Source organism: Streptomyces sp. NPDC101152 (assembly GCF_044768275.1).
Lineage (GTDB): Bacteria > Actinomycetota > Actinomycetes > Streptomycetales > Streptomycetaceae > Streptomyces.
Map to the genome: position 1 here is coordinate 26,936 of NZ_JBIWPO010000001.1, position 25,621 is coordinate 52,556.

General features: G+C 71.2%; 24 protein-coding genes. 12 read left to right on the forward strand and 12 right to left on the reverse strand.

The window, feature by feature from the left end; translation table 11 throughout:
• Nucleotides 1–166: 166 nt before the first annotated feature.
• The gene (locus ACIRVK_RS00140; RefSeq protein WP_404242292.1) at nucleotides 167–370 is read right to left on the reverse strand and encodes a hypothetical protein; all 204 of its coding nucleotides are present in this window, start codon (nucleotides 368–370) and stop codon (nucleotides 167–169) included.
• A gap of 61 nt (nucleotides 371–431) precedes the next feature.
• A complete protein-coding gene (locus tag ACIRVK_RS00145; RefSeq protein WP_404242294.1) occupies nucleotides 432–1,550 on the reverse strand; it encodes a hypothetical protein in 1,119 nt (372 codons plus the stop codon).
• A gap of 176 nt (nucleotides 1,551–1,726) precedes the next feature.
• On the opposite strand from ACIRVK_RS00145, the gene ACIRVK_RS00150 reads away from it, so the two are divergent.
• Nucleotides 1,727–2,881, forward strand: a complete 1,155-nt coding sequence (locus ACIRVK_RS00150; RefSeq protein ID WP_404242296.1) for a cystathionine gamma-synthase — start codon at nucleotides 1,727–1,729, stop codon at nucleotides 2,879–2,881.
• A gap of 24 nt (nucleotides 2,882–2,905) precedes the next feature.
• Here the strand turns inward: ACIRVK_RS00150 and ACIRVK_RS00155 are convergent, their stop codons facing one another.
• The 3 genes from ACIRVK_RS00155 to ACIRVK_RS00165 all read right to left on the reverse strand — a co-directional run bounded on the left by ACIRVK_RS00155 (nucleotide 2,906) and on the right by ACIRVK_RS00165 (nucleotide 4,410).
• Nucleotides 2,906–3,154, reverse strand: coding sequence for a hypothetical protein (locus ACIRVK_RS00155; protein WP_404242298.1), 249 nt, complete (start codon nucleotides 3,152–3,154; stop codon nucleotides 2,906–2,908).
• Between the two features lie 58 nt (nucleotides 3,155–3,212).
• Nucleotides 3,213–3,716 (reverse strand): sigma factor-like helix-turn-helix DNA-binding protein, encoded by a 504-nt coding sequence (locus ACIRVK_RS00160; RefSeq protein WP_404242300.1) that lies wholly within the window; start codon nucleotides 3,714–3,716, stop codon nucleotides 3,213–3,215.
• Between the two features lie 187 nt (nucleotides 3,717–3,903).
• Nucleotides 3,904–4,410 carry a MarR family winged helix-turn-helix transcriptional regulator gene (locus tag ACIRVK_RS00165; protein WP_404243111.1) on the reverse strand — a complete coding sequence of 169 codons (507 nt, stop codon included), beginning with the start codon at nucleotides 4,408–4,410 and terminating at the stop codon, nucleotides 3,904–3,906.
• A 163-nt stretch (nucleotides 4,411–4,573) separates the two neighbouring features.
• Between ACIRVK_RS00165 and ilvA the strand changes: the two genes are divergently transcribed.
• The 3 genes from ilvA to ACIRVK_RS00180 all read left to right on the forward strand — a co-directional run bounded on the left by ilvA (nucleotide 4,574) and on the right by ACIRVK_RS00180 (nucleotide 7,871).
• Nucleotides 4,574–5,803, forward strand: a complete 1,230-nt coding sequence (gene ilvA / locus ACIRVK_RS00170; protein ID WP_404242302.1) for a threonine ammonia-lyase — start codon at nucleotides 4,574–4,576, stop codon at nucleotides 5,801–5,803.
• 203 nt (nucleotides 5,804–6,006) lie between these two features.
• Nucleotides 6,007–7,017, forward strand: coding sequence for an ATP-binding cassette domain-containing protein (locus tag ACIRVK_RS00175; RefSeq protein WP_404242303.1), 1,011 nt, complete (start codon nucleotides 6,007–6,009; stop codon nucleotides 7,015–7,017).
• On the forward strand, nucleotides 7,014–7,871 hold the full coding sequence (locus ACIRVK_RS00180; protein WP_404242305.1) for an ABC transporter permease: 858 nt from the start codon (nucleotides 7,014–7,016) through the stop codon (nucleotides 7,869–7,871). Before ACIRVK_RS00175 ends, ACIRVK_RS00180 begins: the two co-directional genes overlap by 4 nt.
• A gap of 54 nt (nucleotides 7,872–7,925) precedes the next feature.
• Here the strand turns inward: ACIRVK_RS00180 and greA are convergent, their stop codons facing one another.
• The gene (greA, locus tag ACIRVK_RS00185; RefSeq protein WP_404242307.1) at nucleotides 7,926–8,426 is read right to left on the reverse strand and encodes a transcription elongation factor GreA; all 501 of its coding nucleotides are present in this window, start codon (nucleotides 8,424–8,426) and stop codon (nucleotides 7,926–7,928) included.
• A 168-nt stretch (nucleotides 8,427–8,594) separates the two neighbouring features.
• On the reverse strand, nucleotides 8,595–8,993 hold the full coding sequence (locus ACIRVK_RS00190; RefSeq protein WP_404242309.1) for a DUF4307 domain-containing protein: 399 nt from the start codon (nucleotides 8,991–8,993) through the stop codon (nucleotides 8,595–8,597).
• Between the two features lie 124 nt (nucleotides 8,994–9,117).
• Between ACIRVK_RS00190 and mca the strand changes: the two genes are divergently transcribed.
• Nucleotides 9,118–9,999 carry a mycothiol conjugate amidase Mca gene (gene mca / locus ACIRVK_RS00195; RefSeq protein WP_404242311.1) on the forward strand — a complete coding sequence of 294 codons (882 nt, stop codon included), beginning with the start codon at nucleotides 9,118–9,120 and terminating at the stop codon, nucleotides 9,997–9,999.
• Nucleotides 9,992–10,237, forward strand: a complete 246-nt coding sequence (locus tag ACIRVK_RS00200; protein WP_404242313.1) for a hypothetical protein — start codon at nucleotides 9,992–9,994, stop codon at nucleotides 10,235–10,237. The genes mca and ACIRVK_RS00200 overlap by 8 nt, the downstream gene beginning before the upstream one ends.
• Nucleotides 10,238–10,252: 15 nt before the next feature.
• Here ACIRVK_RS00200 and ACIRVK_RS00205 read toward each other — a convergent pair whose 3' ends face one another.
• Nucleotides 10,253–13,456: a tetratricopeptide repeat protein gene (locus tag ACIRVK_RS00205; RefSeq protein WP_404242315.1), complete on the reverse strand. Its 3,204-nt coding sequence runs from the start codon at nucleotides 13,454–13,456 to the stop codon at nucleotides 10,253–10,255.
• Between the two features lie 77 nt (nucleotides 13,457–13,533).
• Nucleotides 13,534–13,905, reverse strand: a complete 372-nt coding sequence (locus ACIRVK_RS00210) for a hypothetical protein (RefSeq protein WP_404242317.1) — start codon at nucleotides 13,903–13,905, stop codon at nucleotides 13,534–13,536.
• 113 nt (nucleotides 13,906–14,018) lie between these two features.
• Here ACIRVK_RS00210 and ACIRVK_RS00215 point away from each other — a divergent pair, with 113 nt between their 5' ends.
• The 6 genes from ACIRVK_RS00215 (at nucleotide 14,019) to ACIRVK_RS00240 (ending at nucleotide 23,316) form a co-directional block, all read left to right on the forward strand.
• Nucleotides 14,019–14,609, forward strand: coding sequence for an ArsR/SmtB family transcription factor (locus ACIRVK_RS00215; protein ID WP_404242318.1), 591 nt, complete (start codon nucleotides 14,019–14,021; stop codon nucleotides 14,607–14,609).
• Nucleotides 14,590–16,620, forward strand: a complete 2,031-nt coding sequence (locus tag ACIRVK_RS00220) for a thioredoxin domain-containing protein (protein WP_404242320.1) — start codon at nucleotides 14,590–14,592, stop codon at nucleotides 16,618–16,620. Before ACIRVK_RS00215 ends, ACIRVK_RS00220 begins: the two co-directional genes overlap by 20 nt.
• Nucleotides 16,621–16,812: 192 nt before the next feature.
• Nucleotides 16,813–18,081: a glycosyltransferase gene (locus ACIRVK_RS00225; protein WP_404242322.1), complete on the forward strand. Its 1,269-nt coding sequence runs from the start codon at nucleotides 16,813–16,815 to the stop codon at nucleotides 18,079–18,081.
• Nucleotides 18,078–19,736: an ArnT family glycosyltransferase gene (locus ACIRVK_RS00230; RefSeq protein WP_404242324.1), complete on the forward strand. Its 1,659-nt coding sequence runs from the start codon at nucleotides 18,078–18,080 to the stop codon at nucleotides 19,734–19,736. Before ACIRVK_RS00225 ends, ACIRVK_RS00230 begins: the two co-directional genes overlap by 4 nt.
• Nucleotides 19,733–20,914 carry a glycosyltransferase gene (locus ACIRVK_RS00235; RefSeq protein ID WP_404242326.1) on the forward strand — a complete coding sequence of 394 codons (1,182 nt, stop codon included), beginning with the start codon at nucleotides 19,733–19,735 and terminating at the stop codon, nucleotides 20,912–20,914. The genes ACIRVK_RS00230 and ACIRVK_RS00235 overlap by 4 nt, the downstream gene beginning before the upstream one ends.
• Nucleotides 20,911–23,316 carry a galactose oxidase-like domain-containing protein gene (locus ACIRVK_RS00240; RefSeq protein ID WP_404242328.1) on the forward strand — a complete coding sequence of 802 codons (2,406 nt, stop codon included), beginning with the start codon at nucleotides 20,911–20,913 and terminating at the stop codon, nucleotides 23,314–23,316. Before ACIRVK_RS00235 ends, ACIRVK_RS00240 begins: the two co-directional genes overlap by 4 nt.
• Here ACIRVK_RS00240 and ACIRVK_RS00245 read toward each other — a convergent pair.
• From ACIRVK_RS00245 to ACIRVK_RS00255, 3 genes are read right to left on the reverse strand one after another with little or no spacing between them, the layout of a single operon-like run.
• Entirely contained in the window at nucleotides 23,313–24,029 is a 717-nt protein-coding gene (locus ACIRVK_RS00245) for a Mut7-C RNAse domain-containing protein (protein WP_404242330.1), read from the reverse strand. The genes ACIRVK_RS00240 and ACIRVK_RS00245 overlap by 4 nt on opposite strands.
• A 33-nt stretch (nucleotides 24,030–24,062) precedes the next feature.
• The gene (locus ACIRVK_RS00250) at nucleotides 24,063–24,698 is read right to left on the reverse strand and encodes a TetR/AcrR family transcriptional regulator (RefSeq protein WP_404242332.1); all 636 of its coding nucleotides are present in this window, start codon (nucleotides 24,696–24,698) and stop codon (nucleotides 24,063–24,065) included.
• Nucleotides 24,699–24,738: 40 nt separating this feature from the next.
• A complete protein-coding gene (locus ACIRVK_RS00255) occupies nucleotides 24,739–25,485 on the reverse strand; it encodes a hemolysin III family protein (protein WP_404242334.1) in 747 nt (248 codons plus the stop codon).
• Nucleotides 25,486–25,621: the final 136 nt, after the last annotated feature.

Consider the following 25,621-nt stretch of genomic DNA (forward strand, 5'->3'; position numbering starts at 1 on the left):
GTCCCTCGAACTGCGCGAGGATCCGGCTCCAGCCCCCGCTGCGCGCACCGCCGGTGGGGGCGCTGTCGTCCAGCCGGATCTCCGTGCCCGGCGGAAGGTCCTCCGGGCCCCGCTCGGTGCCGATGACCAGGGTGAACCGCGGGTCGTCGGGGTCGCTCCGGCTGTTTCACAGATCCCCGTCGCGCCATGCCTCCAGACCGAACTCCGCGAGGATCGCCCGCCCGTGGCGCCCCTCGGGAAACAGCAGCAGCAGCGTGTCGCCCCGCACGGGCACGTCGGTGTCGGCGACCCGGGCGGCCAACTCCTTGATGGAGACGGCGGGTTCGACCTGGAGCCCGAACCCGCTCCGGTGCGATCCGGTCACGGTCACGATGCGGTACGGCAGAGGCCATCCTCCCAGCCCGTGCCCCGGTGCGGCGAGACCGTTTCCGTCACTGCGGCAACGTCGCCGGGCTGCCGCCGTTCGCCTCGTAGCCCGCCACCGCCAGCGCGCGGTACACCGCGAACTCCGCCGCCGGGTCCGGGGAGAGGGTCCAGGGCAGCGCCCCGACGTGGCCGTCGATGTGTATGAGCTGGTTCATCGCCTCGGCCCAGCGCTCGGAGCGGACCAGGAAGAACAGCAGCAGATGGCGGACGTGCGCCAGCATCGGGTCGTCCGGGCGGGCCGAGTGGACGGCGTGAAGCGCTCCGTGGATCGCCTTCGTCACCACCTCGCTCTGGTAGAAGCCGCTGACCAGGTTCACCTCCGGCAGATGCTCGAAGACCGCGAACAGGGGCATGGCGGCCAGCAGCGAACCCCGCGGCGCCCGCGCGGCGGCCGCCTCGGCGAAGGAGTACGCCAGCTCCCGCGAACCGTGCCACTTCTCGCACCAGTAGTGCAGCGCGGCCAGGTGCGCGCCCATGTGCGTCGGCGCGCGGTCGAGGATCTTCAGCCACAGCTGCTCGAACTCCGGACGCGGATACGCGAGCCCGCGGGCCACCGACAGCTCGACGATGCAGGGAACGGGGTCGCCGGGCGCGAGCAGTGCCGCCTCGCCGCAGGCCGCTCGCGCCTCCTCCATGATGATCCGGAACTCGTCCGTGCCGGGCGTCGACGTCCGCCACGCCTGCTGCGCCAGGAACTCCGCGTGCACGGCCGCCCCGCCCGCGTCCTTGGGCTGCTCGACCCGCCACACCCGCAGCCACTGTCCGCCCGGCGTCTCGCTCACCCCGCCCGGCCGCTGCTGCAGCTCCAGCGACGCGGCACCCGCGAAGGCCTGCACCCGCTGCCAGCGCAGCTCGCCCGCGGCCTCCGTGCCGGCCAGCAGCTGCGAGGCCGCGCGGTAGTCCTGCGTGCGCTGCACCAGGTCCAGGACGTCCAGCAGGTCCTGGTCGGGGCCGGGCATGCGCACGTCGAGCTGCTCCTCGAGCACGAACCCGTAGTTCGCCGGGTCCGCGGCGTCCGGATGGCCCGCCGGGACCTGCTCGATCATGCCGCGCCTGCGCCGCAGGACCGGCAGCAGCACGAAGCCGAACATGACCAGCGCGATCAGGACCCACAGAAGTTCCATGACTCAAGCGTTCCAGACGCCTCGGACAATTGGCCAACCCGGTCCGCGGACCTGTGGAAAACCCCCGGAACCGCCTGCACCGCCCCGGCCGGGGGACCGAGGGAAAACCCGGCGGTACGGCCCGTCGGGCCTCGGCGTCCGACGCCCGACCCGCGAGCGCACTACCCTCGGTGCCCATGAGCGACAGGCACATCAGTCAGCACTTCGAGACCCTCGCGATCCACGCGGGCAACACCGCCGATCCCCTCACCGGCGCGGTCGTCCCGCCGATCTACCAGGTCTCGACCTATAAGCAGGACGGCGTGGGCGGCCTGCGCGGCGGCTACGAGTACAGCCGCAGCGCCAACCCCACCAGGACCGCCCTTGAGGAGAACCTCGCCGCCCTCGAGGGCGGTCGTCGAGGCCTCGCGTTCGCGTCCGGACTGGCGGCCGAGGACTGCCTGCTGCGTACGCTGCTCAGCCCAGGCGACCACGTGGTCATCCCGAACGACGCGTACGGCGGCACGTTCCGCCTGTTCGCGAAGGTCGTCGCCCGGTGGGGGGTCGAGTGGTCGGTCGCCGACACCAGCGACCCGTCCGCCGTACGGGCCGCCATCACCCCGAAGACCAAGGCCGTGTGGGTGGAGACCCCCTCCAACCCGCTGCTCGGCATCACCGACATCGCCGCCGTCGCCCAGGTCGCCCGGGACGCGGGCGCCAGGCTGGTGGTGGACAACACCTTCGCCACGCCGTACCTGCAGCAGCCGCTGGCGCTCGGCGCGGACGTCGTCGTGCACTCCCTGACCAAGTACATGGGCGGCCACTCGGACGTCGTGGGCGGTGCGCTGGTCGTCGCCGACGAGACGCTCGGCGAGGAGCTGGCGTTCCACCAGAACGCGATGGGCGCGGTCGCCGGGCCCTTCGACTCCTGGCTGGTGCTGCGCGGTACCAAGACGCTGTCGGTGCGCATGGACCGGCACAGCGAGAACGCGACCCGGATCGCCGACATGCTCACCCGGCACGCGCGCGTGACGAACGTGCTGTACCCGGGCCTGCCCGAGCACCCCGGCCACGAGGTCGCCGCCAAGCAGATGCGGGCCTTCGGCGGCATGGTGTCGTTCCAGGTCGCCGGCGGCGAGGAGGCGGCCGTCGAGGTCTGCAACCGCGCCAGGGTGTTCACGCTCGGCGAGTCGCTGGGCGGCGTGGAGTCCCTGATCGAGCACCCCGGTCGCATGACGCACGCCTCCGTGGCCGGCTCCGCCCTCGAGGTACCCGCCGACCTCGTCCGGCTCTCCGTGGGCATCGAGAACGTCGACGACCTCCTGGAGGACCTGCAGCAGGCCCTCGGCTGACCCCGGCCGGCCCCGGGGGCCCGCTCACCAGCCCGAGTACGGGGGAGTCGTCTGCGAGGGCGGCTCCACCCAGGGGCGGGCCGCCATGGCCCACACGAGGAACGCCACGGCCCCCGCGCACAGCAGCAGCCACATCAGCCGACGGGCCGCCCGCCGGCGGCGCAGCAAGCGGCTGCCGCGGCGCACGACGTCCGCGTACAGGTCGGGCGGTACCGGCGGCGGCACCCGCTCCATGATCCGCCGCGCCGCGGCCTCCCGCTCGGGCCGGTTCACCCCCACCACCGCCGTCCGTCGTCCGCGCGCCCGCCCGGGCCCCTCCCGGGCCGCCGCCTCATGACGGCGCCACCTTCGGCTCCACCACGGCCGGTGCGGGGCGGCGCGGCGGGTGCAGCAGGGTCGCCGTCGCCCGGTCGCAGATCGTGCGGACGCGGTCCACCGGCAGCCCCAGCAGAGCCGCCGTCTGCTCCTCGGCGACCCCCTCGTACAGGCGCAGGACGAGGATCAGACGTTCCTGCGGAGCGAGATCGGCCAGCACGCTGCCGGGATGCGGACGGCCGCGGCCCAGACCGCCGTACTGGTGCCAGGCGGTGTGGGCGAAGCGGCTCGCGAGGTACTGGCGGGCCCGGTCGTACGGGTCCTCGCCGCGCAGCCGGTCCCAGCACGCGTACGTGTGCGCGAGGGCCAGCGTCAGCAGCCGCCGCGCCCGTGGGTTGTCGTCCGGCGCCTCGGCCGTGAGCAGCGTGGCGGCATGCAGCAGCCGCCCTGCCGCGCCCGCGACGAACGCCTCGAACTCCCGGGCCCGGCGGGCGCCCTGGGACGCCTGCCGCTCTCGCACCGCGCCTCCCGCCCTGACGCGACCCTGACCAAGACAGGGCCGGCCGCGTACGGCATCCGGAACCGTGTACGACGGGCCCGGTCTCATATGAGGCCCTGGGCGGCCCGCCGGTCAAGAGCCGCGCGTCATCCACGCGTGCGTGGCCCCCGTACGCACCTCGCGTACGCGTGCGCCGAGCGCGCGGTGGCTACGAGGGGGACGACGCCTCCGGACCGGGAACCCCCTGGGCCGTCATCCGGGCGGACAGCGCGATGTTGAAGCGCGTCAGGAGCGCGCAGAAGGTCTCGCGCTCGGCGGGCTCCCAGTCCTGGGTCAGTTCGGCCATCAACTGGCGCCGGGACGAGCGCACTTCCTCCAGCCGCGACTGTCCGCGCGGGGAGAGCTGCAGCACCACCGCGCGCCCGTCCTCGGGGTGCGAGGTGCGCTTGACCAGCCCGGTGTCCACGAGCGGCGCCACCTGCCGGGTGACCGTCGAGGAGTCGATGCCCATGCTCGCGGCGAGCGCCTTGACACCCATCGGGCCTTCGTTGTCCAGGCGGTTGAGCAGCAGGTATGCGGCGCGGTCCATGGAGTTGCGCACCTGCCCGACTCCCCCGAGCCGGGTCTGTTCGGCACGCCGGGCGAAGACCGCCACCTCGTGCTGCAGCGTGTCGAGGAGACCGCTGTCACCGACGGTCGTCATGTCCATCGACATTTCAGGTGTTGTGGGCATGGCCGGAGACTCGCTTCATGAAGGTGGTCTGTGAATGGGGGACAGAGTACGCGGCCGGAAGGCGGCCCGTACCGGCGCTGCGCAAACCAGTCTCGGAGGTTGGTCACACCGGCCACAGGCCCCTGTGAACTGCGATGCTTGAGTCATGAGCTACAGCACGGCTGACTCCTTGCGGCCCGTGACCCTCGACGACGTTCGGGGCGCCCAGAAGATGCTCTCGGGCGTGGCGCGGGTGACGGCGATGGAGGGCAGCAGGCACCTGTCCCAGCTGGTCGGCGCGCCGGTCCACCTCAAGTGCGAGAACCTCCAGCGGACCGGCTCCTTCAAGCTGCGCGGCGCGTACGTGCGCATCGCCGGGCTGCTGCCCGAGGAACGGGCCGCCGGGGTCGTCGCGGCGAGCGCAGGCAACCACGCGCAGGGCGTCGCCCTCGCGTCCTCGCTGCTCGGCGTGCGCGCGACGGTGTTCATGCCGCAGGGCGCCCCGCTGCCGAAGATCAGCGCCACCCGCGAGTACGGCGCCGAGGTGCGCCTGCACGGGACGGTGGTCGACGAGACGCTGGCCGCCGCGCAGGCGTACGCGGCCGAGACGGGCGCGGTGTTCATCCACCCCTTCGACCACCCCGACGTCATCGCGGGCCAGGGCACGGTCGGCCTGGAGATCCTGGAGCAGTGCCCGGAGGCGCGCACGGTCGTCGTCGGCATCGGCGGCGGAGGTCTCGCGGCCGGTATCGCGGTCGCCGTGAAGGCGCTCAGGCCGGACGTGCGGCTCGTGGGCGTGCAGGCCGAGGGCGCGGCGGCGTACCCGCCCTCGCTCGCGGCCGGGCACCCGGTGTCGGTCGAGAACCCGGCGACGATGGCCGACGGCATCAAGGTCGGACGTCCCGGCGACGTGCCGTTCGGGATCGTCGCGGACTTGGTGGACGAGGTCCGCACGGTCAGCGAGGACCAGCTGTCCGCCGCGCTGCTGCTGTGCCTGGAACGGGCCAAGCTGGTCGTGGAACCGGCCGGCGCGAGCCCGGTCGCGGCGCTGCTGGCCGATCCCGCGTCCTTCCGGGGCCCGGTCGTGGCGGTGCTGTCCGGCGGGAACGTCGACCCGGTGCTGATGCAGCGCGTGCTGCGGCACGGCATGGCCGCGCAGGGCCGCTACCTGGCCGTACGGCTGCGGCTGACGGACCGGCCGGGGGCGCTCGCGACGCTTCTGGGGGTGTTGTCAGTGGTCGACGCTAACGTCCTCGATGTGAGTCACGTACGGACCGACCCACGGCTCGGGCTCACGGAGGCGGAGGTCGAGCTGCACCTGGAGACGAAGGGGCCGGAGCACTGCGCCGAGGTCGGCCGGGCGCTGCGCGAGGCGGGTTACACGGTCATCGGCTGAGGTCGTGGGCCGCCCCCGACAAGCGGAACGCCCAGTTCAGGAACCCTTCGTCACTCGATCGGGGAAACCCGTTGAGAGACGCGATACATCGCGTTATGGTGTGTCTCGTGGCCGTCGCCGCATCAGCGATCAGGTGGAACAAACCGCACAAACCTAGGCTTGCCTAGGCCTTCCGATGAATCCCCGACGACGTGGAGACTCACATGCCAGGCGCCATCTATGCCGAAGGTCTGGTCAAGACCTTCGGAGACGTAAGGGCTTTGGACGGCGTCGACCTCGATGTCCCCGAGGGCACCGTCCTGGGCCTGCTCGGACCGAACGGCGCGGGCAAGACGACCGCCGTCCGCTGCCTGACCACTCTGCTGCGACCCGACAGCGGCAAGGCCGTCGTCGCCGGCCTCGACGTGCTCAAGCAGCCGAACGAGGTACGCCGCTCGATAGGTCTGTCCGGCCAGTTCGCCGCCGTCGACGAGTACCTGACCGGCCGCGAGAACCTCCAGATGGTCGGTCAGCTCTACCAGATGAAAGCCAAGGCCGCCAAGGCCCGCGCCGAGGAGCTGCTCACCCAGTTCGACCTCGCGGACGCCGCCGACCGCACCGCGAAGACCTACTCCGGAGGCATGCGCCGTCGCCTCGACCTCGCGGCCGCCCTCGTCGTCTCGCCGCCCGTGATGTTCATGGACGAACCGACGACCGGCCTGGACCCCCGCAACCGCCAGCTGCTGTGGGAGGTCATCAAACAACTGGTCTCCGGCGGCACGACCCTGCTGCTCACCACCCAGTACCTGGAAGAGGCCGACCACCTCGCGCACGACATCGCGGTCGTCGACCACGGCCGGGTCATCGCACGCGGCACCTCCGACCAGCTCAAGGCCCGCACCGGCGGCGAGCGCGTCGAGGTCGTCGTGCACGAGCGCGAGCACATCCCCACCGCCAAAGAGGTCCTCAGCGCCTTCGGCAAGGGCGAACTCACCGTCGAGGACCACATCCGCAAACTCACCGTGCCCGTGACCGGCGGCGCCAAGCTCCTCGCCGAGGTGATCCGCGAGCTGGACGCCCGGGGCATCGAGATAGACGACATCGGCCTGCGCCGCCCGACCCTGGACGACGTGTTCCTGTCCCTGACCGGTCATGTCGCCGAGGTCAAGGAAACCGGCACCGACGAGGAGACCGACCCCAAGGGGCGCGGCCACAAGAAGGAGACAGCCAAGTGAGCGCCGTCACCGACGCCGTAAGGGTCGCACCGAGCACGAACGCGGTCAGCCAGTCCTTCCGGGACTCGATGGTCGTCGCCAAACGCAATCTGATCAGGATGTCCCGGATTCCTGAAATGATCATTTACGGGCTGATCCAGCCCATCATGTTCGTGGTGCTGTTCACCTACGTCTTCGGCGGTTCCATGCAGATCGGCGGCAGCACCAGCGCCACCGACTACAAGAACTTCCTGATGGCCGGCATCTTCGCGCAGACCGTCACCTTCGCCACCGCCAGCTCCGGCGCGGGCATCGCGGACGACATGCACAAGGGGCTCATCGACCGCTTCCGCTCGCTGCCCATGGCGCGCGGCGCGGTGCTGACCGGGCGCACGCTCGCGGACCTGGTGCAGACGGCGCTGACGCTGGTCGTCCTCGCCGTGGTCGCCGTGCTGGTCGGCTGGCGCGTGGGGTCGAACGGCGACACCAACGTCGGCAAGGTCCTCGCCGCCTTCGGCCTGCTGCTCCTGCTCGGTTACGCGTTCACCTGGATCGGCGCGCTGATCGGCATGTCGGTCCGCACCCCGGAGGCGGCCACCTCCAGCGGACTGATCTGGCTGTTCCCGGTGACCTTCATCTCGAACGCGTTCGTGGACACCAGCCACATGACCCCGTGGCTGCGTCACATCGCCGAGTGGAACCCGTTCAGCGCCACAGTCCAGGCCAGCCGGGTGCTGTTCGCCAACCCCGGCCAGTCCCAGTCCGACGCCTGGCCCATGCAGCACCCCGTGTGGGCCTCGCTGATCTACTCGGCCCTGATCATCGTCATATTCCGGACCCTGGCGGTGCGGAAGTACCGCTCGGCGACGGCGTGACACGACGAGGCCCCCGGCTTCGCCGGGGGCCTCGTCCAGGGCGTGAGGTTCGGGTCAGCCGTTGTAGGGCTCGGCCTTGAGGATCTTCACGGAGGACTTCCTGCCGTTCGGCAGCTCGTACTCCGCGTCCTCGCCGACCTTGTGGCCGATCACGCCGGAGCCCAGCGGGGACTGCGGCGAGTAGGTCTCGATGTCGGAGCTCGGGTACTCGCGCGAGGCGAGCAGGAAGGTAAGCGTGTCGTCCTCGTCGCCGTCGAAGGCGATCGTCACGACCATGCCGGGCGCCACCGCGCCGTCCGCCGACGCCGGGGCCTCGCCGACCTTGGCGTTCTCCAGAAGCTGGGTCAGCTGGCGCACACGGAGCTCCTGCTTGCCCTGCTCTTCCTTGGCCGCGTGGTACCCGCCGTTCTCCCGCAGGTCCCCCTCCTCGCGCGCGGCCGCGATCTTGGCGGCGATCTCCGTGCGCGCAGGACCAGACAGGTAGTCCAGCTCGGCCCTGAGCTGGTTGTACGCCTCCTGGGTCAGCCAGGTGACGTTCTCGCTGGTCTGGGTCACAGGTGCTCCTCGTAGGTACTGGGAATACAAAGCATCGCCCTACCCAGAAGAATGTTCCTTCACGGATGGGCGAAACCACGAGCCTAACAATTCAGCGGCCGAAGGGGGAGGACATAACGCACCAGAATTACGTCGGCGCTGGTCAGCGGCTACTTATCGGGGGTGACGTCAGTCGGCGTGGCAGCCGAGCAGCTCCGCCGTCGTGCCGGGGGCCGTCGTACGCAGCGTGACGACGCGGTCGATGCGGGTGGCGCTCCCGTCGAAGCGGAAGTCGGCCCGGCCGACCTCGGCGCCGTCGGCTGCCTGGGAGCGGATCGTGCAGTAGCCGGAGGCTCCGGAGTCCTTGCGGACCTCCAGATGGATCTGGACCGAGTCCTTGTGGGGCTCGAAGGTGATGACCTCGCCGCTGATCTTGTTCTGCCCGATGTAGTGGTAGGCCAGGTAACCGACGAGCGCGAGCAGTAGGGCGCCGAGCACCGTCCCGGCGATCTTGAGCTTCCGGTCGGCGCGCTCGTCCGAGGAGCGGCCGTAGCGGCCCTCGGGCAGCTTGGTGCTCGCCGTGCTCATGATCGTCCTCTCGGCGGGGCCCCGAAAACGGGCCCTGGAATTATTCGCCCCCCGATTCGGTCACTATAGAAGCCGCCGATCGCACCCGATGACACCGGGGCGCCGACTGACCAAGGATTGAGTCTTGACTGACCAGCTGCGACTGATGGCCGTGCACGCCCACCCCGACGACGAGTCGAGCAAGGGCGCGGCGACCATGGCGAAGTACGTGTCCGAGGGGGTGGACGTGCTGGTCGTGACCTGCACGGGCGGGGAGCGCGGCTCCATCCTCAATCCCAAGCTGCAGGGCGACAAGTACATCGAGGAGCACATCCACGAGGTACGCAAGAAGGAGATGGACGAGGCCCGGGAGATCCTCGGCGTCCGTCAGGAATGGCTCGGCTTCGTCGACTCCGGCCTGCCCGAGGGCGACCCGCTGCCGCCGCTGCCCGAGGGCTGCTTCGCGCTCGAGGACGTCGACAAGGCGGCCGGGGAGCTGGTGAAGCAGATCCGTGCGTTCCGTCCGCAGGTGATCACCACCTACGACGAGAACGGCGGCTACCCGCACCCCGACCACATCATGACCCACAAGATCTCGATGGTGGCGTTCGAGGGGGCGGCGGACACCGAGAAGTACCCGGAGAGCGAGTTCGGCCCGGCGTACCAGCCGGTCAAGCTGTACTACAACCAGGGCTTCAACCGCCCGCGCACCGAGGCGCTGCACAACGCGCTGCTCGAGCGCGGACTGGAGTCGCCGTACGGGGACTGGCTCAAGCGCTGGGCCGAGTTCGAGCGGGCCGAGCGCACGCTGACCACGCATGTCCCGTGCGCCGACTTCTTCGAGATCCGCGACAAGGCGCTGATCGCGCACGCCACGCAGATCGACCCCGACGGCGGCTGGTTCAAGGTCCCGATGGAGATCCAGAAGGAGGTCTGGCCGACGGAGGAGTACGAGCTCGCGAAGTCCCTCGTCGATACCTCCCTCCCCGAGGACGACCTCTTCGCGGGCGTCCGCGACAATGCCTGACATGAGCGCAAGCGTGAGCCTGGCATTGACGCACCTCGTCCCCCTCGCCAAGGAGGTGGACGAGAACAAGGTCACCCCCGGCGTCCTCGGCTTCATCGTCTTCGCGGCGATGGCCCTGGCGGTGTGGGCACTGATGAAGTCCATGAACCGGCACATGGGCAAGGTGGAGTTCAAGGAGCCCGCGGACCAGGAGACCGAGTCCTCGGGCGCCTCCGACAAGGACAGGGCGAGCTCCTGACCTGGGGGTGTCGCGTCACGGGTGACTCGCCGGCACCGCCACCCCCATCACCTCGCGGGCGTGGCGGCTCGGCACCATCCTCAGACGCCAGGCCTGCCAGCCCGCTTCCAGGCTGACGCCCCTCTCCAGGAGCAGCTGGTAGGCGCCGACGTAGTCGTCGAGCTTCTCGTCGCGCAGCGGGTGGTTCGTCCGGGCGAGCTGGGCCAGGTCCTCCTGGGCCACCGCCGTGCCGACCTCGACGCCGCCCGGGGCCGCGTACGGCAGCAGGGTGCAGCGCAGGAAGCGGGCCCAGTCCTCGCCCCGGCGGTCGCCGTAGGAGGAGAACAGGCCCGCCGCCTCGTCGCACAGGGCCAGGGCCTGCTGGGTGCGGGCGTTGCCCGCGTCCACGACCGCGAGTTCCAGACAGGTCCACGCCTCGCCGTGGGCGACGCCGATGCGCTGGAAGTCGGCCCGCGCGTCGACCAGGAGCTGGCGGGCGAAACCCGAGTTGCGCAGTGAGCCCGTCTGGGCGGCCCGCTGGTCGCGGGTGACGCGGGCCGAGTGGTGACGGGCGCAGGCGAGGCCGTAGACGTCCCGCATGCGGGAGAACATCGTCCGGGAGCGTTCCAGTTCGCGGACCGCCTGGTCGAGGTTGCCGGCCTCCTCCAGGGCCTGGCCCAGGTAGTAGACCGTCCAGGCCTCGCCCCGCGCGTCCTCGTTCTCCCGGTGCCGGGCCGCCGCCTGCCGCAGGCCGTCGACCGCGGGGGAGGAGTCGCCGGCGACCAGGCGGGCGCGGGCCAGCTGGGTCAGCGCCCAGGCCTCGCCGCGGGCGTCCCGGGTACGGCCGTAGCGGTCGAGGGCCGCGCGCAGCTCCGCCTCCGCCCGGGGGACGTCGCCCATGCGCAGGGTGAGCTGGCCGAGCTGGAAGTGGGCCCAGGCCTCGCCGTGCAGGGACTCGCCGGCCCGGTGCAGGACCAGGGACTCGGTGAGCAGCCGCAGCGCCTCGGAGAGGTGGCCGCGGTCGCGCTCCACCGCCGCCAGCGCGTGCATCGTCCAGGCCCGGTCCGTCGCCAGCTCGGGCGGTGCCTGCAGCTCCAGGGCCTCCCGCAGTTTGGCCGTGGCCTCGGTGAGGTTGCCCTGGTGGTGGAGGGTGATGCCCAGCGAGCACAGGGCGCGGGCGGCGCCGGCGTCGTGGTGCGCCTCCCGGTAGAGGTCCACGACCGAGGCGAGGGTGGTGCGAGCCTTGTCCAGCTCGCCCAGCTGGCGGGCCGCGATGCCCGTGCGCCACTGCACCGAGCGGACCAGCAGACCCTGGTCGACGGCCTGCGCCAGCTCGCTGATCTCGCCCAGGCGGTAGAGGTCGCCGCGCAGCAGGCAGTAATCGCACAGGGCACCGAGCAGGTTCAGGACCGCCGACTGGTTCACGCCCTCCGCGTGCCGCAGGGTCGAGGTGATGAAGCTCGACTCGTCGTCCAGCCAGCGCAGGGCCTCGTCCAGGGACGTGAAGCCGTGCGGGCTGAAGCGGTCAGAGCGGGTCGACATGTTGCCGTCGACCAGGCGCAGCACGGAGTCGGCGAGGTCGCCGTAGTTCACGATCAGGCGTTCCTGCGCCGCGGTGCGCTCGGCCGGTTCCTCCTCGTCGAGGAGGCGGGCCTGGGCGAAGGCGCGGACCAGGTCGTGCAGGCGGTAGCGGTTGCCGCGTACATGGTCGATCAGGCCCGCGCGGGAGAGGGCGACCAGGTGGCGGGTGGCCTCCGTCTCGTCGGTCGCGAGGAGGGCGGCGGCCGCAGCGGCGCCCAGCGAGGCACGGCCGGCCAGGGCCAGCCGGCGCAGCAGCCGCCGGGCTGTCTCCGACTGGTCGGTGTAACGCAGCCACAGCGCCCGCTCGGTGGGCTCGACCGGCCCGTACGCCCCCAGGTCCGTGGCCAGTTGGCGCGGTGACCGCGGGCCCAGCGAGGACCCGGCGATGCTCAGCGCCAGCGGCAGCCCGCCGCACAGCTGCCGGATCCGCTCGGCGGAGTCCGCGTCGTACGGCCCGGAACTGTCCTGCGCCGCCGCGTCCAGCAGCTCCTCCGCGCCCGCCGCGTCCAGTGCCTGGACCGGCAGGTGGTGGACGTGGGCCGGCAGGTCGGCGGGCAGTTCGAGGGGTTCGCGTGCGGTGACCAGGACCAGGCTGTCGGAGCGCTCGGGAACCAGCGTGCGGACCTGGACCGGGTCCGGGGCGTCGTCCAGGACGACCGTCACCGCCAGGCCCGCCAGATGCTGGTGGTACAGCTCGCTCAGCCGCTTGACCTGCTGGTCGGGGGAGGAACGCTCACGGAACAGCAGTTGCTCGCGGGGTGCGCCCAGCCGGTTGAGGAGGTGCAGCAGCGCGTCCCGGGTGGACAGCGGCGGCTCCTCCGGACTGCCGCCGCGCAGGTCGACCACGCAGGCGCCGCGGAAGTAGTCCTTCAGGTCGTGCGTGGCCCGTACGGCGAGGGTCGTACGCCCGCTGCCGGGTGCGCCGTGCAGCACGACGACCGTCGGGCGGGTGTCCGTCGCCGCGCGGGACGCCTGCACCCACTGCCGGATCCGCGCCATCTCCTGTCGCCGGCCCGCGAACGCCCCGACCGCTTCCGGGAGTTGGCCGAAGGACTGGGCCAGCACGTTCCGTCCCCGGGCGGCCGCGCTCTTGTCCGTGCCCCGCAGTTGCGGGCCCGTCTTCTTGGGTCCCGTGGAGGCGGCGAGCACACGCTGCTGGTCGAGGAACGGGCGGATGCCCCGCACCTCCAGCGCCGTCAGCCACTGCAGGCGCAGTTGCTCGGGACCGCCGGGCTGGTTCGCCGCGCCGGCGCTGTGGTGGGCGGCGGGCACATGGGAGCCGGCCACCTTGACCACCGTCGCCGCGGCGGCCACGACGCCCACGGCCACGCCCGCGCCCAGCGCGGTGCCGGTGTCCGTGCCCAGGGCAAGGTCGGAGGCCGCGGCCGCGACCGCGGCAACGGCCGCCACCAGCAGGGGAGTTCCGGCGCCCTCCTGCGCGTACCGCTGGGCGAAGGTGAGCCGGCCCGCCTGCGCCTCGTCCAGCGCGCGCGTGTAGGCCTCGTACTCCTCGGCCGCCGTCTCGGCCATCGCGTCCAGCGCGCCGCGCGCCCGCGACAGCAGCACGCCTGCGTCGGTGCGCCCGCCGGAGCGCCGCACCTCCTCCTCCACGGCCCGTGCCAACAGCCGTTCGGCGTCCGCCCGATGGCTGTCCCGCATGTCACGTCCCCCTCCGGCGGCAACTCCTTTGCCTATGAGTGTCCTTCGGGGAGCGCGAGAGCGCGAGAGGGCCGCGATCACTCGTGCCGCGGCAGTCGGCCGCCCACCGCCAGCAGGACGCACACGCAGGCGAGCGCCGCCTCCGCCGCGGCGCACGCCATGGCCTGGACGAGCGGGGCGCCCGGCTGGGCGGTGGTTATGTCGAACCAGGCGTCCAGCACGGCCACCGCCGCGGTCGCGGAGGCCGTGAGCCGGGCGCTGGGATCGCGGCGCAGACCGAGGGCGGCCGTCGAGGCGCAGCCCGCCGCCATCAGGACGTCGAGACCGATCCAGGCCAGCGACCAGTTCCGCACCTCGGCGCTGGCCGGCAGCGTCAGACCGAGCACCACCATCCACGGCACCAGCAGGACGGCCCCCGCGCCCAGCAGTATCAGCGTCCACCTGTTCACCCGCGGCCCCTTCCCCGTTCCATGCGTCCACGCTAGAGCGCAGAGAGAACTCTGCAAAGAAAACTCGGCAAAGCTCAGGGATCTCTCGGGGTTCTCAGGGTTACCGTGACCGCATGACCGACGGCCCGCACGAGCTGACCAGCCTCGAACGCACCGCCCTCTACAAGTCCCTCGGCAACCCGCTGCGCCGCCGGATCCTCGACTACCTGGGCCGGCACGGCGAGGCGAACTCCACCGTGCTCGCCAGGGAACTCGGCGAAAGCTCCGGCACCACCAGCTACCACCTGCGCAAACTCGCCGAGCAACGGCTCATCGAGGAGATCCCGGAGAAGTCCGGCGGCCGGGAGCGCTGGTGGCGCGGGCTGCCGTTCAGCCACACCACCCCCGACCCGGCCGCGATGGCCCCGCAGGAGTACGAGGCCGCCAGACACCTCGCCCTGCTGAAGATCGACGCAGACACCGAGCTGTTCCGCCGCGCCCACGAGGAGTACCGCGGCCCGGACGGCTGGGCCCAGGTCCAGCGGACCGGCGCCTGGCTCACCCGGGACGAACTCCTCGCGTTCATGCGGGAGTACCGCGCCCTCCTCGACCGCTACGGCCACTCCCGCGAGACCGCTCCGCCCGGGGCGCGCCCGGTCACCATGCGTTTCTACGCCGTACCGGAGCCCGTGGGAGAGTGGAGGAGTGAACCGACTGGCCCATGAGACGTCCCCGTACCTCCTCCAGCACGCCGAGAACCCCGTCGACTGGTGGCCCTGGTCGGCCGAGGCCTTCGACGAGGCCCGCAGGAGCGGCCGACCCGTCCTGCTGAGCGTCGGGTACGCGAGTTGTCACTGGTGCCACGTCATGGCTCACGAGTCCTTCGAGGACGAGGCGACCGCCGGCTTCCTCAACGACCACTTCGTCAACATCAAGGTCGACCGCGAGGAACGCCCCGACGTCGACGCCGTCTACATGGAGGCCGTGCAGGCCGCCACCGGGCAGGGCGGCTGGCCCATGACCGTGTTCCTCACGCCCGACGCCGAGCCCTTCTACTTCGGGACCTACTTCCCGCCCGCGCCGCGCCACGGCATGCCCTCCTTCCGGCAGGTGCTGGAGGGCGTGCACCAGGCCTGGACCGAGCGGCGGCAGGAGGTCACGGAGGTCGCGGGGAAGATCGTGCGGGACCTCGCCCAGCGGGAGATCGGCTACGGCGGCACCGAGACCCCCGGCGAGGAGGAGCTCGCGCAGGCGCTGCTCGGGCTGACCCGGGAGTACGACCCGCAGCGCGGCGGGTTCGGCGGGGCGCCCAAGTTCCCGCCGTCCATGGTCGTGGAGTTCCTGCTCAGGCACCACGCCCGGACCGGCTCCGAAGGCGCCCTGCAGATGGCCGCGGACACCTGCGAGCGGATGGCCCGCGGCGGGATCTACGACCAGCTCGGCGGCGGGTTCGCGCGCTACTCCGTCGACCGTGACTGGGTCGTGCCGCACTTCGAGAAGATGCTGTACGACAACGCCCTGCTGTGCCGTGTGTACGCGCACCTGTGGCGGGCCACGGGCTCCGAGCTCGCCCGCCGTGTCGCGCTGGAGACCGCCGACTTCATGGTGCGCGAACTGCGCACCGCGGAGGGCGGGTTCGCCTCCGCCCTGGACGCCGACAGCGAGGACGGGACGGGGAAGCACGTCGAGGGCGCCTACTACGTGTGGACCCCGCAGCAGCTCACCGACGTCCTCGGCGAGGAAGACGCCGACCTCGCCGCCCGCTACTTCGGCGTCACCGAGGAGGGCACCTTCGAGCACGGTCAGTCGGTCCTCCAACTCCCGCAGCAGGACGGCGTCTTCGACGCGCAGAAGGTCGCCTTCGTGCGGGAGCGCCTGTTCCGGGAGCGCGCCGGACGCCCCGCGCCGGGCCGGGACGACAAGGTCGTCGCCGCCTGGAACGGCCTCGCGATCGCCGCGCTGGCCGAAACCGGCGCCTACTTCGACCGCCCCGACCTGGTCGAGGCGGCGGTCGGTGCCGCGGATCTCCTCGTACGGCTGCACCTGGACGAGCAGGCACGCCTCGCCCGGACCAGCAAGGACGGCCGGGTCGGCACCAACGCAGGGGTCCTGGAGGACTACGCCGACGTGGCCGAAGGCTTCCTGGCGCTCGCGTCGGTCACGGGGGAGGGGGTGTGGCTGGAGTTCGCCGGGTTCCTGCTCGACCACGTCCTCGCCCGCTTCGTCGACCCGGAGTCGGGCTCCCTCTACGACACCGGCGCCGACGCCGAGCGGTTGATCCGCCGGCCGCAGGACCCGACCGACAACGCGACGCCCTCGGGCTGGACCGCCGCCGCGGGCGCCCTCCTCGGCTACGCCGCCCAGACCGGGTCCGAGCCCCACCGCACCGCCGCGGAACGGGCCTTGGGCGTGGTGAAGGCGCTCGGCCCGCGGGTGCCCCGGTTCATCGGCTGGGGGCTGGCCGTCGCCGAGGCCGTGCTGGACGGGCCCAAGGAGGTCGCGATCGTGGGTCCGGCCCTCGCTGACCCGGCGACGAAAGCCCTGCACCGCACGGCACTTCTGGCCACCGCCCCCGGTGCCGTCGTGGCCGTGGGGACTCCGGAGAGTGACGAGTTCCCGCTGCTCGCCGACCGGCCGCTGGTCGGCGGTGAACCCGCCGCGTACGTCTGCCGTAACTTCACCTGTGACGCCCCGACCACCGATCCGCGGCGTCTGGAGACCGCACTGAGCAGCTAGTACGACCAAAGATCATCAGTTCGTCACGTCGGTGACGGTCGAATCGCTCAATGTGGGGACGCGTTGTGATGAAACGCGCTCTTCACCGAAACGGCCTGTGCGCTTCACAGATCACCCATAGTCTCTGCTTTGTCCCGCGACGGAGGTAACTCACCGTCGTGGAGGGGGTTTTGGGGATCTGGGGGGATCTGCTTGCTGACGTCCGTGTTCATTGCCGCTGTTTCGCTTGCCCTTTTCTGGATGGCCGCCTTCACGCTGTGGTGGCAGATGCACGCCTGGCGCACGCCCGAGGTGCTCGCCTCCACCCGGTTCGGCAGACCCGACGGGGACGAGCACGTCTCCTTCTCGCTGCTGGTGCCGGCACGGCACGAGCAGGCCGTGCTGGACCACACCATCCAGCGGCTGTTGGAGTCCACGCACACCGACTACGAGATCATCGTGATCGTGGGGCACGACGACCCCGGGACCACCGAGGTGGCCGAGGCGGCCGCCGCCCGTGACCCGCGGGTGCGGGTCGTCGTCGACACCCACGAGAAGAAGAACAAGCCGAAGGCCATGAACACGGCGCTGCCGCACTGCCGCGGCGACGTCGTCGGGGTCTTCGACGCCGAGGACCAGGTCCACCCGGAGCTCCTCGCCCACGTCGACCACGCCTTCCGGACGACCGGCGCCGACGTCGTCCAGGGCGGGGTCCAGCTCATCAACTTCCACTCCAGTTGGTACGCGCTGCGCAACTGCCTGGAGTACTTCTTCTGGTTCCGCTCCCGGCTGCACCTGCACGCGCAGAAGGGGTTCATCCCGCTCGGCGGCAACACCGTCTTCGTGCGCACCGATGTGCTCAGGGAGGCCGACGGCTGGGATCCCAACTGCCTGGCCGAGGACTGCGATCTGGGTGTCCGGCTGTCGTCCGTCGGCAAGAAGGTCGTCGTCGCCTACGACTCCGACATGGTGACCCGCGAGGAGACCCCGGGCTCCCTGATGTCGCTGCTCAAGCAGCGGACCCGGTGGAACCAGGGCTTCCTGCAGGTCTACCGGAAGAAGGACTGGCGTCAACTCCCGGGCTTCGGGCAGCGGTTGCTGGCCCGCTACACCCTGATGACGCCGTTCCTGCAGGCGTTCTCCGGCGTGATCATCCCGCTGAACGCGGCGGTCGCGTTCTTCCTGGACGTGCCCGTCGGGATCGCCTTCCTCACCTTCCTGCCGCTGGTCACGGCGGCTGTCACCTTCGTCTTCGAGGTCGTCGGACTGCACGACTTCGGCAAGCAGTACGGACTGCGCGTCCGGCTCGTCCACTACCTCAAGCTGGTCGTGGGCGGCCCCTTCTACCAGGTCCTCCTCGCCGGAGCCGCGATCCGCGCCGTCTGGCGCGAGCAACGCGGCCGCAACGACTGGGAGTTGACCAGCCATGTCGGCGCGCATCTGAACGACACGGCGGTAATCCGAGAGGACGTCCCTGCGTGACCTCCACCCTTCCCGCGGTGACCACCCCGAAGGTCCCCGCGCAGCGCCGGCCTGTGCCCGAGACCGCTGCGACCGACCCCGCGGCCCCGCCGCGGCGCCTGCGTTCCTCCCGTCCCGACCTCGTCCTGTGCGGCCTGCTGCTCGTGGCGATCCTCGTCGTGCAGGGCTGGAACATCGCCGACTACCCGACCCTCAGCGACGACGAGGGCACCTACCTCGCCCAGGCCTGGGCGGTCCAGCAGGGCAGGGGACTCGCCCACTACACCTACTGGTACGACCATCCGCCGCTCGGCTGGATCCAGATCGCCCTGCTGACCTGGATCCCGTCCTGGCTGAGTCCCGGCTCGATGACCGTCGGCTCCATGCGCGTGGCGATGCTGGTCGTCTCCGCGGTCAGCGCGGTCCTCGTCTACGTCCTGGCCCGCCGCCTGGCGCTGCCCCGCTGGGCCGCCGGCCTCGCGATGGCCCTCTTCGGTCTCTCGCCGCTCTCCGTCGTCCTGCAGCGCGAGATCTTCCTCGACAACATCGCGGTGATGTGGGCGCTGCTCGCCTTCACCCTCGCCGCGTCCCCGAGCCGTCACCTCTGGCACCACTTCGGCGCGGGCCTCGCCGCCGCGACGGCCGTGCTCACCAAGGAGACGATGCTCGTCGTCCTGCCGGCCCTGTTCGTCACCATGTGGCGGCACAGCCACCGGGACACCCGGAAGTTCGCGCTCACCGGCGCCGTCACCGCCTGCCTGCTGATCGGCTTCAGCTATCCCCTGTTCGCGCTGCTCAAGGGCGAGTTGTTCCCCGGTGGCGGACACGTCTCCCTCTGGCAGGGCATCACGTACCAGATGACCAGGCCCGGTTCGGGCTTCATCCTGAACCACGGCTCCGGCTCCTGGGGCGTCCTGCACTCCTGGCTCTACTACGACCGGATCCTGCCCCTCGGCGGTCTCGCCGGCGCGCTGCTGCTGGTGGCCACCTGGCGCTGGTCGGTCACCTCCCGCGCGCTGGCCGGCCCGGCCCTGACGATCGCGATCCTCACCGCGCTCGCCCTGCGCCCCAACGGCTACCTGCCCGCGATGTACGTCATCCAGGCGCTGCCCTTCCTCGCCCTGGTCCTCGCCGGCGGCACCGCCTCCGTCGCGCACGCCGTCCTGCGCCGGTGGCGCCGTCCCGACGAGCTGCGGTGGCGGACGAACGGCCGGTACGCCCTCGCCGCCGTCCTCGCCCTCGCGGCCGGCGCCTACGTCGTCCCGAAGTGGTACGACGGTGACCGTACCGCCGTCACCGCCGACGCCAACGCCCCCTACCGGGCCGCCTCCACATGGCTGACCACGAAGGTCGACGACCCGAAGGGCACCCGCGTCCTCGTCGACGACGCGCTCTGGCTGGACCTCGTGCACGCCGGGTACCGGCCCGGGCTCGGCGTCATCTGGTTCTACAAGGCCGACCTCGACCCGGCCGTGACGAAGACGATGCCGCACGGCTGGAAGGACCTCGACTACGTGGTCGCCTCCCCGACGGTGCGGCGCGACGCGGTGAACCTGCCCAACGTCAAGGCGTCCCTCGAGCACTCGACCCCGGTCGCCACCTTCGGCACCGGAGCGGACCGGATCGAGATCCGGCGGATCCAGACCAGCTCAGCGGCTGCCGGAGGTGCCGGATGACCCACGAGTACACCGCACGCGTCCCGGAGGTCCGGGCCGCCGAGGTCCCCGAACCCGGGGCGGTCACCATCGTCGTACCGACGTTCAACGAGTCCGCGAACGTCCGTGAACTGCTGCACCAGATCACCGAGTCGGTGCCCGCCCGGCTGCCCTGCGAGGTCGTCTTCGTGGACGACTCCACCGACGACACCCCCGAGGTCATCCACGAGGCCGCCCGGGACTGCCCTTTCCCGGTGACCGTGCTGCACCGGGACGAGCCGGTCGGCGGGCTCGGGGGCGCCGTCGTCGAGGGCATGCGGGCGGCCGGGTCGGACTGGATCGTCGTCATGGACGGCGACTGCCAGCATCCGCCGTCGCTGGTACCGGAGTTGGTGGCCACCGGTGAGCGGGCCCACGCAGGGCTCGTGGTCGCCTCCCGGTACATCAAGGGCGGCAGCCGGGCCGGGCTGGCCGGCAGCTACCGGGTGGCCGTGTCGCGGGGCGCGACCTGGCTGACCAAGGCGCTCTTCCCGCGCAGGCTGCGCGGCATCAGCGACCCGATGAGCGGCTTCTTCGCGATCCGGCGTGCCGACATCGCGGCGGACACGCTCAAGCCGCTCGGCTACAAGATCCTCCTGGAGCTGGCGGTGCGCAGCCGCCCCCGCCAGGTCACCGAGGTGCCGTTCGTCTTCCAGGACCGTTTCGCGGGCGAGTCCAAGTCCAGTGCGCGGGAGGGCCTGCGCTTCCTGCGCCATCTGGTCGGCCTGCGCACCGCCTCGCCGGTCGCCCGCATGCTGGCCTTCGGCCTGATCGGCGCGAGCGGGTTCCTCCCCAACCTCGTCGGGCTGTGGGCGCTGACCAGGGCGGGGATGCACTACGTCCCGGCCGAGATCATCGCCAACCAGTTCGGCGTCGCCTGGAACTTCGTCCTCATCGAGCAGCTGCTGTTCCGCGAACGCCGGCAGCACCGCCGCTGGTGGGACCGCGTCGGCCGGTTCGCGCTGCTCGCCAACGCCGACCTGGTGCTGCGCATCCCGCTGATCACCCTGTTCGTGCACCGGTTCGGCATGGGGGCCCTGTCCGCCACCGCGCTCGCCCTGGTGACGACCTTCGTCCTGCGCTTCGTCGGGACCGAGGCGCTGGTCTACCTCCCGCGCAGGGGGCGCGGGAAAGGCACCGCTGCAAGGAGAGCCGTGTGACGTACCGCCGAAGAACGACCGCGCTGCTCGGGGTGGGGGCCCTGACCGCCGGTCTGCTGCTCACCTCGCCCCAGGCGGCCCAGGCCGCCAACCTCATCACCAACCCGGGCTTCGAGACCGCCGGTTCGGGCGACATGCCGTACTGCTGGGAGAAGTCCGGCTGGGGCGACAACGACTTCACCTTCGAGACCACCTCGGACGCCCACTCCGGGTCCAAGGCCATGAAGGTCACGCTGACCCGGCGGGTCGACGGCGACCGCAAGGCCATGATCCTGGAGACCTCCGACTGCGCGCCGGCCGTGACGGTGGGCAAGCAGTACGACCTCGGGCTCTGGTACAAGACGACCACCCCGGACGCCAACATCACCCTGTTCCGGCACGACGCCACGGCCGGCTGGCAGTACTGGACCGACCTCAAGACGCTGGACATGCAGTCGAGTTGGACGCAGGCCACGGTCCGCACGCCCCAGATCCCGGCCGGCACCGACCGCATCACCTGGGGTGTCTCCGTCTACGGCACCGGCTCGGCGACCACCGACGACTACACGATGGACCAGGTCACCGACCCGGTCCCGCCCGCGACCTGCACGGCCACCGCGGACCAGTGCGCCAACGGCCGCTGGGACGTGCTGCCCACGCAGAACCCGGTGCGCTCCATGCACTCCGTCGTCCTCAACAACGGCAAGGTGCTGCTGATCGCCGGCTCCGGCAACAGCGAGGAGCAGTTCAACGCGGGGACGTTCACCAGCGCCGTCTACAACCCGGCGGACGGGACGTACAAGGTCATCCCGACGCCGAAGGACATGTTCTGCTCGGGCCACATCCAGCTCCAGGACGGGCGAGTCCTGGTGCTCAGTGGCAACAAGGCGTTCCCGGCGGCGGACGGTTCGCACGGCTACGAGGGCTACAAGGACTCGTACATCTTCGACCCGGTGACCGAGACCTACAGCAAGACCAACGACCTCAACGACGGCCACTGGTACCCGTCGGCGACCGAGCTCGGCAACGGTGACGTCGTCTCCTTCGGCGGCCTGCGCGAGGACTCGACCGGTTCGGTGACCACCGAGTACTGGTCCAACACCCAGCAGCAGTGGCTGCCGCTGTGGAAGGTCAACCAGACCTGGTCGTACTGGGGCCTGTACCCGTCGATGATCCTGATGCAGGACGGCCGGCTGTTCTACTCGGGCAGCCATGTCTTCGGCAACAACATCCCCGGCACCGGCTCGGCGATCTACGACTACAACGCCAACACGATCACGCAGGTCCCGGGCCTGCAGAACAAGGACCAGCGGGACCAGTCGGCGAGCGTGCTGCTGCCGCCCGCGCAGGACCAGAAGGTCCTCACCATCGGCGGCGGCAACATCGACTCCAACCCGGACGCCAACCGCCTGACCGACGTGATCGACCTGAAGCAGGCCAACCCGTCGTACGTCGCCGGCCCTCCGCTTCCGCAGGGCACGGTCGACCTCGGCAACGGCCCGGTCCCGGAGACCGGCAACCAGGGCAAGATGTACGTCTCCGCGGTCCTGCTGCCCGACGGCAAGGTACTGGAGACCGGCGGCGCGCTGCACAACCGCGCCAACCCCGTGTACGAGTCCTCGCTCTACGACCCGCAGTCCAACACCTTCGACCCGGTGGCCGCGGACCCGCAGGCCCGCGGCTACCACTCCTCCGCGTTCCTGCTGCCCGACGGCCGGGTGATGGCGACCGGCGACAACCCGGGCAACGGCACCTGGAACCACAACGTGTCGATCTACACCCCGCCCTACCTGCTCAAGGGCGAGCGTCCGACGATCACGTCGATGATCAACACCGAGTGGCACTACGGCGACACCCAGCGGATCACCGTCGACCACGCCATCGTCAAGGCCGAGTTGATCCGTCCGGCCGCCGTCACGCACTCCTCCGACCCCAACCAGCGGTTCGTGGACCTGCCGCTGTCGGTGGACGGGGACAACGTCGACCTGAACGTCACCAACAACCCGAACGTGGCGCCGCCCGGCTGGTACATGCTCTTCGCGGTCGACGCCAACGGCGTGCCGTCCGTGGCCAAGTGGGTGCATCTGGAGGGTCCGCAGGCGCTGAGCGCGAACACCGCCGCCGCCCACGTCCACTCCTTCGCCGACTCCCTCTCGGGCAAGGTGACCGGACCCGGCAAGAGGCGCACCTCGCAGAAGGTCCCGGTCACCATCTCCGGCTGCGACCGGCACTACGGCTCGATCAACGTGTGCGTGCCGACCGTCTTCCCGACGAACGTGCAGCGCACCACGGCCGCCCGCTGCGCCTGGCTGAAGGCGAACGACTACGGCCGTCTGAAGGTCAACGGCGGTGACGACCCCCTCGGCCTCGACCCGAACAGGGACGGCATCGCCTGCGGAAAGGGGGACGTCCGCCGACGCTAACCGGCGAACTCCGCGAGGGCGCGCTCCACGATGGCCACCAGCTGCTCGTGGTGCGCGCCCTTCCAGTACGCCCGCCCGCACTCCCGGCACTGCGCGAAGACGTCGTACGACCGCTGTGTGCCGCCGTGCAGCTGGTCCGCGACCTCGTCCTTGGTGGCCTCCTTCAGCAGGCCGTTGCAGGCGGTGCAGCGCGTCCACGGCCGCAGTTCGGGCCGGAACCGGTCCAGGACGTCCTTCAGCTGGTCCTCGGGGCGGGTGCTGTAGACGTAGGCGCCGGCCCACAGTTCGCGGCGCCGCAGCAGGCCCCGGTCGCGGCTGAGCAGGACCCGCTGCTCGGCGGCGGAGAGGGCGGCGAGGGCGGGGTCGCCGAGGTCCGTCGACTCGTACGCCGTGTCCACGCCCAGCAGCCGCAGCCGACGGGCGAGGGTGCCGAGATGGACGTCGAGCAGGAAGCGCAGGGGAGCGCCGGGGACCCGCTGGGGGCGTCCGACGGGCCGCACCTCCACCGAGTCGCCGGCGGAGGCGACGTACGACGTCGGTACCTCGCGGCCGTCGACCCACAGGGAGCCGACCTCGGTCAGCGGGACACCGGCCGACTCGACGACGTGGCCGAGGCTGGAGACGCCGTCGGTGACGAGGGTGCGGCGCGGCCCGCGCGCGACGAACAGGGCCAGGTCGGGGGCGAACTCGACGTGGATCTCGGGACCGTTCACCCGGTCAGGATGGCATGTCGGAGGGCGCGGGGCTCAGGGGTTTCGGGAGGACAGGCCGTGCTCCAGGACGTCCAGGGCGCGGTCCAGCAGGGTGCGGAGGTCGTCCTCGAAGTCGTTCTCCGCCCAGGCCAGCGTGGCCTCCATCAGGCCGCCGACGAGGGACCTCGCGCAGACCCGCACCTCGACGCTGTCGGCGTCCAGACCGGTGCGCTCGGCGAGGACCGCGCGGAGCAGTCGTCCCCGCTCCGCCATGCTCTCGGCCACCCGGGAGCGGACGGCGGGGACCTCGACCGCGAGGCGGGCCCGCATCCGGACCACTTCCGGATCCTCGGCCATCAGCGCGTCCGTTGCCAGGCGCGTCACGTGCCGCATCGAGTCCATCCACGGCTCGCCCACCGGCCGGGCGCGCAACTCCTCGAGCAACAGCGGGTCGTGCTCGTCCGCGAGGACGATGTCCTCCTTGGCCGGGAAGTACCGCAGGACGGTCGACGGCGACACCTCGGCGCGCTCGGCGATCTGCTCGACCGTCGTGGCCTCGTACCCCTGCTCCTTGATCAACGCGTGGGTCGCGGCCCGGATCGCCTCGCGGGTCTTGGTCTTCTTGCGCTCGCGCAGGCCCGGTCGGGGGCGGTCGGCCGGGGCAGAGGTGGGGGCGGGCATGGACGCCATTGTCCGGCACCCGCCCGCCCGCGCGTGCGAGAGCCGACGGCTAGCCGTGCTGGTACGCCACCAGCGAGATCCCCACGTAGTGGGCGATGAAGGCGGCCAGGGTGAAGGAGTGGAAGACCTCGTGGAAGCCGAACCAGCGCGGTGACGGGTTCGGCCGCTTGATGCCGTAGATCACGCCGCCCGCGCTGTAGAGCAGGCCGCCCACGATGACCAGGACCAGGACGGCGATGCCGCCGGTGCGCATGAAGTCGGGCAGGAAGAAGACGGCCGCCCAGCCCATGGCGATGTAGCAGGGGGTGTAGAGCCAGCGCGGGGCGCCGACCCAGAAGACGCGGAAGACTATCCCCGCCGCGGCCGCCGCCCAGATGCCCCACAGCAGCCACTGCCCCTTCGCGCCGGGCAGCAGCAGCATCGTCAGCGGGGTGTAGGTGCCGGCGATGATCAGGAAGATGTTGGCGTGATCCAGGCGGCGCAGCACGCCGTCCATCCGGGGGCTCCAGTTGCCCCGGTGGTACAGCGCGCTCACGCCGAACAGCAGGCAGGCCGTCAGGGCGAAGATCCCGCAGGCGATGCGCCCTCTGGTCGAGTGCGCCAGGGCGGTCAGGACCAGGCCCGAGACCAGGGCCGCCGGGAACATGCCCAGGTGCAGCCAGCCGCGGAGCTTCGGTTTGATCGGCTCGGCGAGCTGCTGGGCGTGCTGTTTGATCTGGTGCGGGATGGAGGGCGCCTCGGCACCGTGGCCGGCGACCGGCGTGTCCGAGGGCGCGTCGGGTACGGGCGCTGTCATGCCTCGCATCGTACCTACGGGACCGTAAGTTACGGATCAGAGCGGGTCGAGAACCGACGAAGAGTGGCCATCATCTCACGCACGTTCGGGCCCCCGCGCTTCCAGCGCAAAGAAACGGTCTCTTGAACCCTAGGTG